The sequence below is a fragment of the Streptomyces sp. TAA204 genome, assembly GCF_000424965.1.
In genome coordinates, this window is sequence record NZ_AUKW01000001.1 from 369,702 (window position 1) to 386,532 (window position 16,831).

General features: G+C 71.5%; 12 protein-coding genes. 7 read left to right on the forward strand and 5 right to left on the reverse strand.

Annotation, left to right across the window (positions count from 1 at the left end; all coding sequences use genetic code 11):
• Positions 1 to 209 precede the first annotated feature (209 nt).
• From H343_RS0101590 to H343_RS0101600, 3 genes are all read left to right on the forward strand, one after another.
• Positions 210 to 512, forward strand: a complete 303-nt coding sequence (locus H343_RS0101590) for a hypothetical protein (RefSeq protein ID WP_028429710.1) — start codon at positions 210 to 212, stop codon at positions 510 to 512.
• 152 nt (positions 513 to 664) lie between these two features.
• The gene (locus H343_RS28265) at positions 665 to 1,141 is read left to right on the forward strand and encodes an SSI family serine proteinase inhibitor (protein WP_051264445.1); all 477 of its coding nucleotides are present in this window, start codon (positions 665 to 667) and stop codon (positions 1,139 to 1,141) included.
• Between the two features lie 202 nt (positions 1,142 to 1,343).
• Positions 1,344 to 1,730, forward strand: a complete 387-nt coding sequence (locus H343_RS0101600; protein WP_028429711.1) for a VOC family protein — start codon at positions 1,344 to 1,346, stop codon at positions 1,728 to 1,730.
• A gap of 39 nt (positions 1,731 to 1,769) precedes the next feature.
• Here H343_RS0101600 and H343_RS28270 read toward each other — a convergent pair whose 3' ends face one another.
• Positions 1,770 to 3,959, reverse strand: coding sequence for an MFS transporter (locus H343_RS28270; protein WP_199778845.1), 2,190 nt, complete (start codon positions 3,957 to 3,959; stop codon positions 1,770 to 1,772).
• A 246-nt stretch (positions 3,960 to 4,205) separates the two neighbouring features.
• Positions 4,206 to 7,295 carry a serine hydrolase gene (locus H343_RS0101610; protein WP_028429712.1) on the reverse strand — a complete coding sequence of 1,030 codons (3,090 nt, stop codon included), beginning with the start codon at positions 7,293 to 7,295 and terminating at the stop codon, positions 4,206 to 4,208.
• 229 nt (positions 7,296 to 7,524) lie between these two features.
• On the opposite strand from H343_RS0101610, the gene H343_RS28275 reads away from it, so the two are divergent.
• From H343_RS28275 to H343_RS0101625, 3 genes are all read left to right on the forward strand, one after another.
• Complete coding sequence (locus tag H343_RS28275) at positions 7,525 to 8,322, forward strand: GOLPH3/VPS74 family protein (protein WP_028429713.1); 798 nt, start codon at positions 7,525 to 7,527, stop codon at positions 8,320 to 8,322.
• 427 nt (positions 8,323 to 8,749) lie between these two features.
• Entirely contained in the window at positions 8,750 to 9,610 is an 861-nt protein-coding gene (locus tag H343_RS0101620; protein WP_028429714.1) for a Scr1 family TA system antitoxin-like transcriptional regulator, read from the forward strand.
• Positions 9,611 to 9,748: 138 nt separating this feature from the next.
• Positions 9,749 to 9,958 carry a DUF397 domain-containing protein gene (locus H343_RS0101625; RefSeq protein ID WP_028429715.1) on the forward strand — a complete coding sequence of 70 codons (210 nt, stop codon included), beginning with the start codon at positions 9,749 to 9,751 and terminating at the stop codon, positions 9,956 to 9,958.
• Positions 9,959 to 10,310: 352 nt separating this feature from the next.
• Here the strand turns inward: H343_RS0101625 and H343_RS0101630 are convergent, their stop codons facing one another.
• The 3 genes from H343_RS0101630 to H343_RS0101640 form a co-directional block, all read right to left on the reverse strand.
• Entirely contained in the window at positions 10,311 to 11,429 is a 1,119-nt protein-coding gene (locus tag H343_RS0101630; protein ID WP_028429716.1) for an ADP-ribosylglycohydrolase family protein, read from the reverse strand.
• 84 nt (positions 11,430 to 11,513) lie between these two features.
• Positions 11,514 to 14,114, reverse strand: a complete 2,601-nt coding sequence (locus H343_RS0101635; RefSeq protein ID WP_028429717.1) for a bifunctional FO biosynthesis protein CofGH — start codon at positions 14,112 to 14,114, stop codon at positions 11,514 to 11,516.
• A 222-nt stretch (positions 14,115 to 14,336) separates the two neighbouring features.
• A complete protein-coding gene (locus H343_RS0101640) occupies positions 14,337 to 14,924 on the reverse strand; it encodes a hypothetical protein (protein WP_028429718.1) in 588 nt (195 codons plus the stop codon).
• A gap of 161 nt (positions 14,925 to 15,085) precedes the next feature.
• Between H343_RS0101640 and H343_RS0101645 the strand changes: the two genes are divergently transcribed.
• A complete protein-coding gene (locus tag H343_RS0101645; RefSeq protein ID WP_028429719.1) occupies positions 15,086 to 16,582 on the forward strand; it encodes a PHP domain-containing protein in 1,497 nt (498 codons plus the stop codon).
• Positions 16,583 to 16,831 lie beyond the last annotated feature (249 nt).

Consider the following 16,831-nt stretch of genomic DNA (forward strand, 5'->3'; position numbering starts at 1 on the left):
CCGTGCCGTGCCGTGCCGTGCCGTGCCGGCGAACGTCTGTGGCCTGTCTGCCGCGGACGCCCCGCGTACCGCGGATGTCCGCGCCCGGCTCGAACGCCGTCACCGGGGACCGGCGGCGCGTGACCCGCGCGTGATCGAACGAGAGCCCTCGTGGCGGTGAACGGACTGCCGGAACGGTGTCCCGATTTCGCCCCCGGAGTTGCCCCGTCATGGGAAACACGTCATTCACCGTCCTCCGCGCCGTGCAGCCGCACGGGCTCCCCGGCCCGTCGCTCCCCGGCCCGCCGACGCAGTTCGCAGAGCTGACCGGCGCGTACTGGCTGGAACCGATCTACGCCGGACTCGCCGACGAATGGAACCGCCAGGGCAGGACCGTGCCCGGGACCGCCGACACCGCGGGGATCGCAGAGTCCGCCGGCTCCCCCGACACCGCGGACAGACATCTGCGCGTCCTCACCGAAGGGCCGGACGGGCCGCGTATGACGGCAAGTCCGAGTGACCCCCTCTCTTAACTCGATCGAGTCAATGTGCCGCCCTGGACGCGACGTGCGCCCCCCGGAGGACGTTGGCGGGCCAGGGGCACCCTCCTCACCCTGCCCTGCCCTCACCCCCTCTCCGAGCCCCCGCCCCGCCCCGCCCCGCAGAAGCGTCCAGGGAGTGTCCGATGCTGATCCGCCGCCTCGCCGTCACCGCCACCGCCGTCGCCGCCGCTCTGAGCCTCACCCCGCAGGCCCTCGCCGGCACCGGCTTCGGCCCCGTCGAGCACGCCCCCGAGAACCGTCTGACCGTCACCGTCGCCGACTCCGGCGCGGACGGATCCGACGGCACGTACGAGCTGTACTGCAACCCCGCCTCGGGCGACCACCCGAAGCCCGAGAAGGCATGCGACAAGCTGGACGAGGTGACGCGCTGGGGCGAGGACCCGTTCGCCCCCGTCAGCGCGGGCACCCGCTGCACGATGCAGTACGGCGGCCCCGTCAGCGCACACGTCCGCGGCAGGTGGGCCGGGCACCGCGTGAACGCACACTTCAACCGTGAGAACGGCTGCGAGATGCAGCGCTGGGACAACCTCGTCCCGCTGCTGCCGGCCATCAGCTCCGCGGGGCACGGGGAGAGCGGCGTTCGGTCCCAGCCGTTGTGACGCACGCCCGGCCGCCTCGCCGGGACGGTTCCGGCCGGCCCGACCCCCGACCCCCGACCCGGGACGTACGACCAAAGACGGAAGCGGTTCCCGAAATCAGCGCCCCCCGACGTCAGTTGGAACCAGTGACCGACGGCACGGCCCCGGCGGCCCACGGGCCGGGCCTGGCCGGGCCGCACCGCGAACGTCCGAGGAGACCAGCATGTCCGTAAAGCTCAACCACACCATCGTCCACGCCACGGACAAGAAGGCGTCGGCCGAGTTCGCCGCCTCACTGCTGGGCCTCGAAGTGCAGCCGCAGTTCGGCCCGTTCCTTCCCGTCGTCGTGGCCAACGACGTCACGCTCGACTACATGGACGCCGGCGACGGGCCGATCACGCCGCAGCACTACGCGTTCCTGGTCTCGGAGGAGGAGTTCGACTCCATCTTCGGCCGCATCAGGAAGGCCGGCCTCACCTACTACGCCGACCCGGGCCGGCAGCGTCCCGGCGAGATCAACCACAACGACGGCGGCAGGGGCGTCTACTGGGCCGACCCGGACGGGCACTTCCTGGAGATCATCACCCGTCCCTACGGCAGCGGCGGCTGACACGCGGCAGGCAGGGCACCGGGCGGGACGGGCGCGGCCTCAGCGTTCCCCCTGTCCCTCCCGTCCCCGCCGCTCCGGCTCGCCCGCCGGAGGCTCAGCCCCGTCTCCGTCGCCGTCTCCGTCTCCGTCTCCGTCGCCGTCGCCATCAGCGTCGTCGTCCGCGCCGGCGTCCGGGCCGTCGGTGCTGTTCGGCGCGAGGTCACGCTCACCCTCGGGGCACTGCGTTCCCCGGGGCAGCCGATAGGGCGCCGCCAGGCGGTAGGTGCCCGGCCGGGGGGCGTCCAGCAGCGTCCAGGTGTCCATCACCGGCTTCTTCTCACCCGGGGGCGGCGGACCGCCGACGGTCGGGTCCGCCTTCCGCAGACAGCCGTACCGGTTCGGCGCCCCGCTCTCGGGCGGCTCGATACGACGGCCGGACTTGTCCACAAGCCCCAGCCACGGGGACCAGGGAATGCGCACCAGTACCGCACCGCGCTCCCGTACCCGCACTTCCACCTCTCCCGCGCCCGCGTGCTCGACGCTCGCGGGCGGCTCGGCGAGCGGCAGCGGGTCGGCGACCCGGAAGAGGCGCCAGTTCTCGTCGCTCCAGATCTCGCGCAGATACGGCTGACCCGCGCGGACGATGTCGGCCTCCTCCTGGGCCGCGCCGTCGGGCGGGGAGGAGGGCAGCACCACGTAGTGCACCGCCCACCGGCGCAGCCACTGGTGGTAACTCTCCGGCGTGAGGCCGCCGTTCTCGTAGAAGACGGGATTGCGGTCGGTGTCCGCCTGCCTGTTCCAGCCCCGGGCGAGATTGACGTACGGGGCGAGGGCCGACGCCTCGCGGTGGCTGCGCACGGGCACCACCTCCACCCGGCCGCGCACGGCGTCGACGCGTTCGAGCTGCTCCACGAGAGGGGTCAGCCCGCTGCTCCACACCTTGTCGGGCGTCGTCGCAAGAACGTCGTAGACGGGCTTGGCGAGCTGCCAGCCGACCGCCACCACGATCGCGGTCACCATCGCCACGCCCCGCCGCGAACGCCAGTCGCCGACCACCAGCGGGGCGGCGGCCAGCAGCACCACCACGCCGAACAGCAGGCTGAGTCGCTCCACGTTGGAACCGACCTGCGAGGGGATCAGCCAGGTCAGCACGGTGCCCACCCCGTAGACCAGCGCGCCCAGCCGCACGGTGCGCCACGTACGGGGCACGAACAGCAGGGCGGAGAGCGCGCCCACCAGCGGGAAGAGCGCCGACCACCACGGCATCGGCTGCATGCCCTCGAAGGGGAAGAAGACCGTCGAGACGATGACCACGACGGGAGGGGTCACGGCGAGTGAATAGGCGGCCTGACGGCGGCGGTCCAGGAACAGCGCCGCGGCGACCACTTCGAGGAAGAGCCCGGCGACGGGGCTTCCCGTCGTCGCCAGCGCGGCCAGCACCGCCGCGGCGGCACCCCGCAGGAACCTGCCCTTGCCCGCGCTGCGCCACCAACGCCGCGGCCAGGCCCACACCATGGCGACCGCACCGAGTGCGAAGAGCACACCGAGTCCGAAGGTGACCCGTCCGGAAGCGGCGTTGCACGCGAAGGAGAACGCGCCCCACAGAGCGGGTACGAGCGGCCTGCTCAGCACACGGCGGAGGATCAGGGCGAGCAGCCCGGAGGAGAGGATGCCCGCTAGCATCAGCGTGGTGCGCACACCGAGCGCCGCCATCAGGTAGGGCGAGAGCACGCTGTACGAGAAGGGGTGGAGCCCGCCGTACCAGGCGAGGTTGTAGGCGGAACCCGGGTGCCGCTCGACGAACTCGGCCCATGCGTCCTGCGCGGCCAGGTCGCCGCCGCTGCTGGCCAGGAACCACAGCCAGATCAGGTGCAGGACGGTGGCGAGCAGTACCGGCGCCACGACGGGGTGGCGCAGCAGATCCGCCGCCGCGGAGCGTACGGATCGGAGCGGGACGCTGAAGGGCCGCGTCCCGCCCTCGGGCTCGCTGCGGGTGCGGGAGCGGGCGGCTGCGGCGGTGTCCGCGTCCGTGTCCGCGTCTGCGTCCGTGCTTGTGCTTGTGCTTGTGCTTGTGCCCGAGTCTGCGTCAGCGGTGACCTGATCGTGCGCGTCGGGGGCGCCGTGCACATGCTCGTGGGCGGTCGCGGAGACGTCCGCGTCCGGGGAGTCCGCTCTCGTGTGCTGCTCGTGCCGTGTGCCGACCGAAGTGCCGGTCTCCCGGTCGGTCTTCGCCGCCGAATCACCGGCCACCTGCCCGGACCGCGGTCCGGGTACGGCACCAGGCCCGGGACCAGTACTGGTCCCGGGACCGGAACCTCGACGCAAAGCGGTGTCGGCCCTGGGGAAACCCGTCTCCCCAGGGCCTATCTCACTGTCTTCTCCGTCCGGCATCTGCGGCTCCCGCACAGTGGGCACTGCGCTCTCCCCCGTAAGGCCGGCCCGCGCCCACCGGTACGCGGGCCGGGCTCAGTTCGCCCGGATCTCGTGTCGCCCGGATCAGAGGATCCTGGTCAGCTTGGCTCCGAGACCCGGTTCGGTCATGTCTTCCTTCAACGCCACCGGCACCCGTACCTGGCCGGGTCCGTCGCCGACGGTGAGCGTCCCGGCATTGTCACCCGCGCTTCCCTCGTGCGGCAGAGCCTTGCCTCCGTCGGTCAGCCCGAGCTTCACCTTCAGCCCGGACCAGCCGACCGCCGAGACGTCCTTGGTCGCCACGACCGGGGTCCTGCCGCCGAGCTGGTCGTCCACGTACCCGACGACGTCGCCCTTGCGCACGACCTTCTGGGTGCGCAGCTCCTCCTGAGCGCTGTCGATGAGCTTCTTGCTCTCGGCGAGCACGGTGTCGAGTATCGACGGCTGGTACTGCCCGAGAACCGCTCCGATGATCAGCTGCTCGGTTCCGCCGACCTTCTGCTCGGCCGCGAAGAGCAGGTTGCCGCCCGCCTTGGTCGTCGTGCCGGTCTTGATCCCGACGACGCCGTCGAGCGGGACGAGCTTGTTCCAGTTCCCGTGCTCATCGCCCTTGGTGTCGGTGTAGCCGGGAAGCCGCACCGTCTCCCGGAACAGGTCGATGGCCATCGCCTTCTTGGCCAGCTTCACCTGGTCCTCGGAGGTGCTCACGGTCGAGGCGTTGAGGCCGCTGGGGTCGGTGTACCTGGTGTTCGTCATCCCCAGGTCCTTTGCCGCGGCGTTCATCTTCTTCGCGAACGCCTTCTCCGAACCCGCGTCCCAACGGGCCAGCAGCCGCGCCACGTTGTTCGCGGACGCGATCATGAGCGCCTCGACGGCCTCCCGCTGCGAGATCTTGTCGCCCTGCTTCACCTCGACGGTCGACTCGTTCTGCGCGCTCAGCCCCGCCTCTTCCTCCGCCTTCTTGTCGACGGGGATGGTCGCGCCCTTCGACCCCTTCTTCACCGGATGGTCGCGCAGGATGACGTAGGCGGTCATCACCTTCGCCACGCTCGCTATCGGCACCGGCTTCTGCTTGCCGTACGTACCGAGCGAGCCCAGACCCTGGACGTCCAGCGTCGCCTGACCCTCGGAAGGCCAGGGGACGGAGGGCTTCGCACCCTGGAAGGTGTACGTCGGTGACGCGGTCAGCGACAGCCCCGGCTCCGGCAGCGGCCGTACCGCCTGCGCCACGACGAAGACGATCGCCAGCAGCGCCACCAGCGGCGTCCAGATCTTGACCCGGCGTGCGGCCGTGCGCAGCGGAGTCTCCGGCGGCGGCGGCTTGTTGGTGAGCTGGGCCAGCAGGTCGAGCGGTGCTTGGTCGGGCCGCGGCTGCTGCCGGGTGCGCTCGGCCTCGGTGAGCTGAGGGGCGGGGGCTTCGTCCGGCGCCTCGGCGGGCGCCGTGTCCGTCGCGGATCCGCCCAGGGGCTTCGGGGGCGCGGCGGGGTCCTGCTTCGGGCGCGGCGGGGCGTCGGCGGACTTCAGCGGCACGAACTGGCTCGTACGCTCGGACTCGGTCTCGGACCCGGATGTGGTCTCGGACTCAGACTCGGTCTCGGGCGTGGTCTCGGTCTCGGACGTGGCGCCCGGGCCGTCCACGGCGGGCTTGACCGGCTCGCCGGTGACCGTCCGCGGATCAACCGGCTTTGCGGGCTTTGCGGAAGCATCCGCGTTCGCCTCGCCCGGCTCAGCCTCCTTCCCCGTCCGCTCCGGCCCGGCGTCCTCGCCGGACGCCTCCGGAGTGCCGCTCTTCGGGGGCTGGACGGTACGGAAGACGGCGGTCGACTGGTCGACACCCTCCTGCTGCGCGCCTTCGCCGAGCTCGGCCGTACGGAAGACCGCGGTGGGCTCGTCGACACGGGAGGCGTCCGCCCCCGCGTCCGCCCCGCCCGGTTCGGGCTTCTCCGCGGGTTCCGGAGGCTCCGGGGTCTCTGCCTTCGGGGCCTGCGCGGTCTCCGGGATCTCCGACTTCGCGGTCTCCGACTGCTCGGCGGCGGACATCTCGGCCTCGGACCCGCTTGCCGCAGGCCCCAGGGGCTCCGGCTGCTCGGCCGCCGGCCGGCCGTCCGGTTCGGGGCCCGCGGAGCCGGGCGGTTCATCCTCTTCTTCGGATTTGGCCGCTCTGCTCGAGCCGAAGAAGGCCGCGGTCATGCGCTCCGCCCGGCGCGCGGCCTCCTCCTCGTCGTCCGCGTCCGCCGTACCGCCTGAATCCGGCCGTACGGTCCTGAACATAGCCGTCGGCTGGTCGACCTCCTCCACGCCCCGCCCGGGGCCTGCGGGCGCCGCTGCGGGCCTCTCGGAGCCCGTGGAGTCCGGTTCCGCCGTGCCTTCCGGCCGGGTCGCCGCCCCGGACACCTCGGCACCCTCCGCCTCCTCTTCGCCGTCGGACGAGGGGCGCACGGGCAGACCGCCGGCCGAGGATTGGCTTGAATTCCCCTCTCCGGAACCCGAGTCGGCGTGCTCACCCGCGGACTCGCCATCCGCGTCCCCGGCTGCGGAGACCTCTTCGTCCGGCTCGTCCGGCCCGTCGTCCGTACCGGCGACCCACGCCGCGACTGCCGCTTTGAGCCGGTCGTCACCGCCCGTACCGGTCGCGCTGCCGCCTTCGGAGGTGGACGCGCCGTTCTCGCCGTCCGCGGCCCTCTCCGGGCCGGAGGTCTTTCCTTCATCGGTGGTCACGGTGGCGGCGGATTCCGGCGTGGCGTCCTCGCCCGGCGGTGCCGCGGCCGGAGCGGAGTTCTGCTCGGGGCTCTTCCCGCCGGTGCCGTTGCCGTTGCCGTCCGGACCGTGCTCGGCCTTCGCGGAGCGGGGCGCCGGCATCGCAGGCTTGGCCTGCTCGGCCGCCTTGCCCGTCCCTGTTTCCTTGGCCGGCTTCGCCGCCTTGGCGCTCTTGGCAGCCTTCGCGCTCTTGACCGATTCGGCCGACTTCGCGGCCTTCGCAGCCTTCGCGGGCTTGGCCGTCTTCGCGGTCTCGGCCGACTTGGCCGACTTGGCGCTCTGGCCGGAGCCGCGCTTGCGCGCCGGCTTCTTCTCCCGGGGCTTGTTCCCACCGGAGGACGCAACCGCGTCGCCTCCCCCGGTCGTCTCCCCCGACGACTCCTCGCGCTCCACCTTGTCGGGGGACTCGCCCGCCACCGATGCCTCCTGATGCTGAATGCTCGCCGCTCGCCGTACCAGTTAACAGTGTCCTGTCCGCCGCGCCTCCCACATTGTGCGGGGACGTCCGACAGGGGCTTGGATCGGTCTTTCCACCCCGCAGACGAGAACGACATACCTACTGGTTCCCGTCCATAACACCCAGGCACTCTCGACAGACCATTGTGAGAGGAGTCACCCTGTCTGACATCCACGCGGGGAGGCATGGATGGGCAGGAGCCGCAGAACTATTCCGGAGGAGCTTCTGCTGCTGGCCTTGGACCCGGCCACGGGCACCACGGCACAGCCGCAGTCGCTTGACCTCGGCCTGGCCGGGGCCCAGCTCGTCGAGCTGGCTCTCGCAGGACGTATAGCCCCTGACGGGGACCGCATCGCCGTGGTGCTGCCACGGCCGACCGGAGATCCAACTCTGGACTCCGCGCTCGAGTTGCTGCGCAGGCGCGGCAGCCCGGTGCGCGCTGTCCACTGGATCGGTGGGCCCCGACTGGGGCTTCGCCAAACTTATCTCACACACCTGGAGCGGTGCGGCATGGTGCATGCCGTATCAAGCCAGATGTGCGGGGTGCTGCCGACGACTCGCTACCAGGCGACGGAGACGGCGATCAGCCGGGAGATCCGAACCCGGCTGGACGGGGCGATCCGCACCGGCGTGCCGCCGGACCCGCGGACCGCCGCACTCGCGGCGCTGGCCCACGCGGTCGGCCTCGGCAAGCACCTCTATCCCGGCAACGAGGGGCGCTCATGCCGCTCCCGGCTGCGGGACCTGATCCGGCACGACCCGATGGGCGGCCTCGTCGCGCACGCCGTGATGGACGTGCAGAACGGCGCGGGGGCGCAGCCCCGGCGTGCGGCGGGCAACAGTGCCCACGGCGGTCAGCAGGCACCCCAGGGCGCGGACGGCCGCGCTCCGGCGCGTGCGGGTGTGAACGCCGGATCCGTCGCGGCCCGGCACGTACCGGACCAGTCACGGCAGACCGTCGGCGGCGGGATGGCCCGAGCCGGCTGAGCAGGTGCGCGCGGGCCGGTGTGCGCGGGTGCGCACCGGCACCACAGCACCGCGGCACCACGGCGTAGCACCGCAGGCAGTGCAGGCGCGCGGGGTGGTGGTGCGGTCGCCGGGAACGGTGGCCGCACCACCACCCCGCGCGCATGTCCGGACCCACCCGACCGGAGACGGGACGGGCGCGGACGGCGCGCCCGCGGGACCGCGAGCCGTGAGTGCGCGTGCCGTCGTGCCGTCGAGCCGTCGAGCCGTCGAGCCGTCGAGAGCAATCGACTGCTGTCGGCATGCTGCCGCCGTGAAGCCGTCGGCGTGCCCGGGTCCGCACTGTCCGCACCGTCCGCGCCCTCTGTCGCCATTCTCCAGCGCGATAGCACACAGTGGTGGCAACCTTCTGGAAAGTAGTCGTACTTTACGCGGAGGTGCAGTCCCTGTGGCGTCCAACGTCAATCCCACCGTCCGACGCCGCCGACTGGGCCAGGAGTTGCGCCGCCTCCGGGAAGTGAAGGGCATGACGGCGGAAGAGGTGGCCGACAGACTGCTGGTCTCCCAGTCCAAGATCAGCCGGCTGGAGAACGGCCGCCGCAGCATCAGCCAGCGGGACGTACGCGACCTGTGCGGGGTCTACGAGGTGGAGGACAACCGCATAGTGGAGTCGCTGATGCAGATGGCCAAGGAGTCGCGTCAGCAGGGCTGGTGGCACGCCTTCGGCGACATCCCCTACAGCGTCTACATCGGGCTGGAGACCGACGCGGCCTCCCTGCGCGTCTACGAACCGCAGGTGGTGCCCGGTCTTTTACAGACACGCGCCTACGCGGAGGCCGTCTGCGAGGGCGCCAATCCCGAGGCGACGGGAGCGGAGACCGAAAAGCGCGTCCAGGTGCGCATGCGGCGCCAGGAGCGCGTCAACGACCTGCGACACCCGCTGCGCCTGTGGGCGGTGCTGGACGAGTCCGCGCTGCGGCGCGAGGTGGGCGGCCGGCAGACGATGGTGGAGCAGCTGGAGAAGCTGAACGAGGTTTCCCAGCTGCCGCACGTGACGGTTCAGGTGATGCCGTTCTCCATGGGCGCGCATCCGGGGGTCAACGGGCAGTACGCGATCCTCGAGTTCCCCGACGCGTCGGACTCCTCCGTGGTGTATCTGGAGGGCGTCACCAGCGATCTCTATCTGGAGAGGTCGCACGATGTGCAGAGCTACAGCGTGATGTACGAGCATTTGCGCGCGGAAGCTCTCAACCCCGACCAGACGCGGGAATTCATCGAGAATGTGGCAAAGGACTATGCCCGTGGATGAAAAAGGGGAGAGTACACTCCGCCAGCTGCGGATGTGAAGAGACGCCTGGAATATGCCATCCGGTCGAGTGAACGACTTCTTCGCCATGGGAAATCGGGGCGTACGGTCGGGCACACGAGTCGAACAACCGGAGCAGACATGGCTATTCACCAGGGAAACACCACCGACTGGATCAAATCGACCTACTCGGCCAACGGTGCGTGTGTCGAGGTCAGGTCCCCGACACCGCGCGCGGTGGCGGTGCGTGACTCGAAGGCCCCTGAAGGGCCGGCACTGAGCTTCCCCCCGGGAGCGTGGACCGGCTTCGTCGCCGAAGTGCGCGACGACGTCTGCGACGGTCCGAGCTGATCCGTCCGTCGACGCGCACGGTCCGGTGCACGAAGTTGCGTGAGCCACCGGGTGATTGACGGCCGCACGCGACAGCGTCGGCCTTGAGCAGAGCCCTCTCGACCGGTCCGCCGTCCCTGCCGAGAGGGCTCGCCCGTGTGCGGACCCTTCGAGGGCCGCGGCCGTTCACGCGGCACCCGGCACCCGGCACTTCGGGCGACGTAGCACACCCTTCGTGCGATCCGCCCCGCATACCGTCAAAACCGCATCCCGCCCGAACCGCGTGCCGCCAAAACCGCATCCCGCCAAAACCGCGTGCCGCCCGAACCGCGTGCCGCCGGAGCCGAGTGCCGTTCGGAGGCGAACGGACGGGTCAGGCCCGCGGATAGCGGGTCAGCCACGCCGGAGCCGCTGCCCCCGGTGCGTGCAGGGCGGGGCCCTGCGTCATCTCCATCGCGAAGTCGTCCGCCAGCTCCAGTACGGTCGCTCTGCCCTCCAACTCGGCGACCCAGCCCGGCGGGAGCGCCGTCTCGCCGTGCATCGCACCGAGCAGGTTGCCGCAGACGGAACCCGTGGAGTCGCTGTCACCGCCGTGGTTGACCGCCAGCAGCAGCCCGTGCCGTACGTCCTCGGCGACGAGCGCACAGTAGACGCCGATGGAGAGCGCCTCCTCGGCCGTCCACCCCTCCCCCAGGGACTCCACGAGTTCCGCCGTCGGCATGCCCTGCCGTACGGCTCCGAGGGCCCGTTTCAGCGCATGCGTCGTCTCCTCGTGGCCCGGGCGCGCGGCGAGCTGCACCAGCGCCTTCTGCACCGCGTGGTCGAGATGGTCCCCGCACGCGAGCGCGTGCACGATCGCGGAGAAGGCACCGGCCGCCAGATAACCGGTCGGGTGTCCGTGCGTCTGCGCGGCGCACTCCACGGAGAGCTGGAAGACCAACTGCGGCTCCCAGCCCACCAGCAGCCCGAACGGCGCCGACCTCATGACCGTGCCGCAGCCCTTGGAGTCGGGGTTCTTGGGCTGGTCGAGGGTTCCCATGCGTTCCTCGGCAAGACCGCTCAGGCACGCGTTCCCGGGCGCCCGGCGTGCGTAGAGCCACTCCTCGCGCGCCAGCCAGCCGTCCTCCTTCTTGCGCTCGTCCGGCCCCCAGTCCCGCTGTGTCGCGGCCCATCTGCGGTACGCGGCGTGCACGTCGGTGGGCGGGTGCCAGGCGCCCGTGTCGCGCCGTACGTGCGCGCGGATGAGGCCGTCGACCGTGAAGAGCGTCATCTGCGTGTCGTCGGTGACGGCGCCCCGCCGTCCGTAGGCCGGAACGTAGTCCGTCACCCCGGGCGGGCCGTGCGTCTCGCGTATCGCGTTCAGGGAGTCGAACTCGACGCCGGCGCCGAGCGCGTCACCGATGGCGCCGCCCAGCAGGCAACCGCGCACCCTGCTGCGGAAATCCTGCTGCTCGGCTCGGCCCCACACGGCATCTCCGCCTGAAGCGGCCACGTCTGACTCCCTGGAACGACGGCAGGCACGGGCAGGCAGGGGAAGGGCGTCGTCCCCCGGCCGCTTGCACTCTAGAACGCCGGTTCAGTTTTCCAACACCGGAAGCAGCTCCGGCAGATGTCCGTCGGAGCGCGCCGCCGCCCGCAGCCGCTCCTCGGGGACCTCGCCGTACAGCGTCGTACGCGCACGGGCGGGGCGCCCGGCAGCGTCGGCGATGGCGGTCAGGTCACGCACGGACCGGTAGGAACCGTAGGAGGACCCGGCCATGCGGGAGATGGTCTCCTCCATCAGCGTGCCGCCCAGGTCGTTCGCCCCGGAGCGCAGCATCTCCGCCGCGCCTTCCGTGCCGAGCTTGACCCAGCTCGTCTGGATGTTGGTGATGTGGGGATGCAGCAGCAGCCGCGCCATGGCGGTCACCGCACGGTTGTCCCGGAGTGTCGGTCCGGGGCGGGCGATGCCCGCGAGATAAACGGGCGCGTTGGTGTGGATGAAGGGCAGGGTGACGAACTCGGTGAAACCCTCCACGCCCTTCTCGAGGGCCGACTGCTGGATCTGTGCGAGCCGGCGCAGGTGGCCGAGCCAGTGCCGGGGCTGGTCCACGTGCCCGTACATCATCGTGGAGGACGAACGGATGCCCAGCTCGTGCGCCGTCTCGACGACCTCGATCCAGGTGGCCGCCGGGAGTTTGCCCTTGGTGAGGATCCAGCGGACCTCGTCGTCGAGGATCTCGGCGGCCGTGCCGGGGATCGATCCGAGGCCCGCGTCCCGTGCCCGTACGAGCCAGTCCCGGATCGAAAGGCCCGTACGGCTGGCACCGTTGACGACCTCCATCGGGGAGAACGCGTGCACGTGCATGCCCGGCACCCGCTCGCGCACCGCCCGTGCGATGTCGAAGTAGGCGCTGCCCGGGAGGTCGGGATGGATGCCGCCCTGCATGCACACCTCGACGGCCCCCACCTCCCATGCCTGCTGCGCCCGGTCGGCGACCTGGTCCAGGGAGAGGGTGTAGGCGTCGGCGTCCGTGCGGCGCTGCGCGAAGGCGCAGAAACGGCAGCCGGTGTAGCAGACGTTGGTGAAGTTGATGTTCCGGGTGACGATGTACGTCACGTCGTCTCCGACCACGTCGCGGCGCAGTTCGTCGGCGACGCGGCACAGCGCGTCCAGGGCGGGGCCGTCCGCGTGCAGCAGGGCGAGCGCTTCGCCGTCGGTGAGCCTCGCGGGATCGTCGGCGGCGCGGGAGAGCGCCGCGCGCACGTCCGTGTCGATGCGCTCCGGCACCATGCCGGGCCGGGCGGCCTCCCGCAGGGACTCCCAGTCCCCGTAGACGTCGTCGAAGTCGTCGCGGCGGTCCGAGGTGCGGCCGTCGGTGTCGATGGTGCGGTGCAGGTCCGTACGTCCCGACGGGGCGAGGAAGCCGTCCTCGGGCTCCTGCCACGGGCGGCCCTCGACCGGGGCGTCCTCCAGGGCCAGCCCCGTCTCCGGTTCGGTCAGCGCGGTCACGTGCGGCAGGAGCCGGGGGTCGAGCCAGGGTTCGCCGCGCCGGATGAACTCCGGGTAGACCGGCAGCCGTTCGCGCAGTGTGAAGCCGGCGTCGGCCGTGTGCCGTGCCAGCTCGTCGATCTGCGGCCACGGGCGCTCGGGATTGACATGGTCCTTGGTCAGCGGGGAGACGCCGCCCCAGTCGTCGATGCCGGCACGGATGAGCATGGCGTACTCACCGTCCACCAGGTTCGGGGGTGCCTGGATGCGGGTCGAGGGGCCCATGATGTGCCGGGCGACCGCGACCGTGGCGGCCAGCTCCTCGAGTTCGGCGTCGGGCATGCCACGCATGGCCGTGTCCGGCTTGGCGCGGAAGTTCTGCATGATCAGTTCCTGGATGCCGTGGTACGCCCGCTGGACGCGCCGCAGCGCGAAGAGCGACTCGGCACGCTCCTCCCAGGTCTCACCGATCCCGATCAGCAGACCCGTGGTGAAGGGAACGTTGGAACGTCCCGCGTCCTCAAGCACCCGCAGCCGCACCGCCGGGTCCTTGTCCGGCGATCCGTGGTGCGGGCCGCCGGGCTCGCTCCACAGCCGCTCGGCCGTCGTCTCCAGCATCATTCCCATGGACGGCGCGACCGGCTTGAGCCGTTGCAGGTCCGCCCAGGAGAGCACGCCGGGATTGAGGTGGGGCAGCAGCCCTGTCTCCTCCAGGACGCGGATGGCCATGGCCCGTACGTACGAGAGCGTGTCGTCGTAGCCGTGCGCCTCCAGCCACTCACGCGCCTCGGGCCAGCGGTCCTCCGGCTTGTCCCCGAGGGTGAACAGCGCCTCCTTGCAGCCGGTCGCGGCGCCGCGGCGCGCGATGTCCAGCACCTCGTCGGGCGAGAGGAACATCCCGTGCCCTTCACGCCGCAGCTTGCCCGGGACGGTGACGAACGTGCAGTAGTGGCACTTGTCCCTGCACAGCCGGGTGAGCGGGATGAAGACGCCGCGCGAGTAGGTGATCACGCCCTCACGGCCCGCCTCCGTCAGCCCGGCGTCACGCACCCGCGCCGCCGACCGGGCGAGTTCGGCGAGATCCTCCCCGCGTGCCTGGAGCAGCACGGCGGCCTCGGCGGTGTCGAGCGTCACCCCGTCGCGGGCTCGGCGCAGGGCGCGCCGCATGGCGGTGGGAGTGGGAGCTGCCTGCGGACTCGAAGTCATGGCCCGAGCATACGAGCGGCACGCCCGGGGCCCCGGAGACGTCGCTGCGGCCTATCTCACACCGCCGGCGATGCCGGATACTGAGCGGCCGCCTGACCGAGGGCAGGCAGCCGTGTCATGACCTTGTGCGTCTGCGGCGCACACAACAACGGGGAAAACCATGCGCATTGTCACAACGGGTCTGCTGCTGGTGTCGCTGCTGGGCGGTACGGCGGCGACCGCTTACGCCGCACCGGAGCGGAGCCCGGGCACCGGGGGCGCGGGGGCCTCCGGCGGTTCGTCGTACGGGCGGTCCGGGGAGTCCGGGCGTATCGCTGCGGCTCCGGGACGCGTGTCCGGTGGGAGCAGCAGCACGGGCGGCAGTTCGGTCTCCGCCTCCGGGTCCACGACGAGTTCGGCGAGCGGCTCCCCTTCCATATCGTCGTCCGGCTCGACCACGGGCTCCTCCTCGGCATCGTCGTCCGGCTCGACGACCGGTTCCGGTTCCGGTTCGGGTTCGGGTTCGGCCGCCGGGAGCAGCTCAGGAGGCAGCAAGACCAGTACGGCCGGCAGCAGGAGCGGCGGCACGGTCACCGGCGGAGACGTCAGCAAGAGCAGCTCCGGCGGCAGCACCGGCAGCAGCGGCGCCGTGGCCGGCACGAGCAGCCACGGCGGCAGTTCGTCCTCCGGCTGGGAGAAGAGCGGCACGAAGAAGAGCGGCAGCCCGTGGTGGGTGTGGCTGCTCGCGCCGCTGGTGGTGGGGGCCGTGGTGGTCGGCGTGTTCCTCGCCGTGCGGTCGGTCAGGCGCTCCTGAACGGGGCGCGCCCTCACGGGCGTTTCCCGGCCGTCACCGGGCCGCCGAGTTGTCCACAGGGGTTTTCGCGCCCGCCTCCTGCGCGTAGAACGGTGGTCCGTGGCGTCCGGGGCGGCGCCACGACCACGGTTGCGTGCGTACAGAGACGTGCGCTCAGGGGGAGGCTGAAATGACCCGTGTGGACAGACGTGACGTGCTCAGGCTGTCGGCGGTGGCGGGAGCCGCGAGCGCCGCCACGCTCGGCGGTGTGAGCTTCGCGCGCGCCGCCGAGGGCTCGGAGCACTCCAGGACGCTGCGGGGTCATCTGCCCACCGGCGCACCCGACTTCGTGTATCTGCCGGTGGAGGTGCCCCCGGGCGTGCGCGAGATCGCCGTGTCCTACTCCTACGGCAAACCGGAGGTGCCGGAAGGCACCCAGGGCAACGCGCTGGACATCGGCATCTTCGACGAGCGGGGCACGGCGCTCGGCGGCCGCGGCTTCCGCGGCTGGTCGGGCGGGGCCCGCGACCGGTTCTCGCTCAGCGCGCGTGAGGCGACGCCCGGCTATCTGCCCGGGCCCGTGCGGTCCGGCACCTGGCACGTGGTTCTCGGCCCCTACACCGTCGCACCCCAGGGGATGGACTACGAGGTCACCGTCACCCTCCGGCACGGCGAGCAGGGCGCCACGCCACGGCCCGTGCACCCGCCGGAGCGCGCCCGTGGCCGGGGCCGCGCCTGGTACCGCGGGGACTGCCATCTGCACACCGTGCACTCCGACGGCAAGCGCACACCGGCAGAAGCCGCAGCGGCCGCCCGTGAGGCCGGGCTGGACTTCATCGCCACCACCGAGCACAACACCACCTCGGGGCACGGCGCATGGGAAGGGCTGTGGGACGAGGACTTCCTCATCCTCTGCGGTGAGGAGATCACCACCCGCAACGGCCACTTCCTGGCCGTGGGCACCGACCCGGAGACCTTCGTCGACTGGCGCTACCGAGCGAGGGACGACGCCTTCCCCCGCTTCGCCCGCCGAATTCACCGTGCGGGCGGCCTGGTCGTCCCCGCCCACCCCGACTGCCCGTTCGTGGGCTGCCGGTGGAAGTTCGGCTACGAGGATGCGGACGCCGTCGAGGTGTGGAACGGCCCGTGGACGACCGACGACGAACTCTCCGTCGCCGCCTGGGACAACATGCTGACCGCCCCGCCCGGGGACGGCCGCCGGCTGCCCGCCGTCGGCAACAGCGACGCCCACTCCGAACCTCAGAAGGTGGGCCTGCCGCACACCGTGGTCCACGCCGACGACCTCTCACGGCACGCTCTGCTGGAGGGCATCAAGGCGGGCCGCAGCTATCTCGTGGAGTCCTCGGCGATCTCGCTGAAACTCACGGCGAGCGGCGCGCACGGAGAACACGCGGGCATCGGCGAGCGGTTGCGTGCCGGCCCGGAGTCGGAGGTCACCGTCCGGCTGGAGGTCTCGGGAGCCCCGGAGGGCGCGACGGCCCGGCTCATGACCGACCAGGGGGAGATGCACACCGGCGCGGTCTCCGCGAAGCCCCTGGTGTGGCGGACGACGGCCTCGCTGGCGACATACGTACGGGCGGAGATACGCCACCGGCCCGCAGAGGGGTCGCCGCCCGGGCTCCCCGGTGCGATGGCCGCGATGACGAACCCGGTGTGGCTCGGCCGGGACGGCTGACACACGCTCCTGAACCCCCGGTGGAACGCCGGCCCTTCCTCTCACGGCGGGGCTGCGTCACTCGTGCTGGGCGCAGCCGATGTGTACAGATGTGCCGGTTACGGGTGTGCTTACGACGCGACTGCGGCACCATATGAGACCCGCCGGATGACGGCCTGCCCTCCTCCCCGCGGCCGGACCTTGTTCACCCGACACCCTCCCTTCCCCCGCGATCCCTTGATCCCTTCCCCGCGATCCCGTTGAACCAAG

Bases quoted from the DNA above. Each gene is read 5' to 3' on its own strand.
- H343_RS0101600 (WP_028429711.1), top strand. From the start codon at position 1,344: ATGTCCGTAAAGCTCAACCACACCATCGTCCACGCCACGGACAAGAAG.
- H343_RS0101625 (WP_028429715.1), top strand. From the start codon at position 9,749: ATGGCTATTCACCAGGGAAACACCACCGACTGGATCAAATCGACCTAC.
- H343_RS0101635 (WP_028429717.1), bottom strand. From the start codon at position 14,114: ATGACTTCGAGTCCGCAGGCAGCTCCCACTCCCACCGCCATGCGGCGC.
- H343_RS28265 (WP_051264445.1), top strand. From the start codon at position 665: ATGCTGATCCGCCGCCTCGCCGTCACCGCCACCGCCGTCGCCGCCGCT.
- H343_RS0101590 (WP_028429710.1), top strand. From the start codon at position 210: ATGGGAAACACGTCATTCACCGTCCTCCGCGCCGTGCAGCCGCACGGG.
- H343_RS28275 (WP_028429713.1), top strand. From the start codon at position 7,525: ATGGGCAGGAGCCGCAGAACTATTCCGGAGGAGCTTCTGCTGCTGGCC.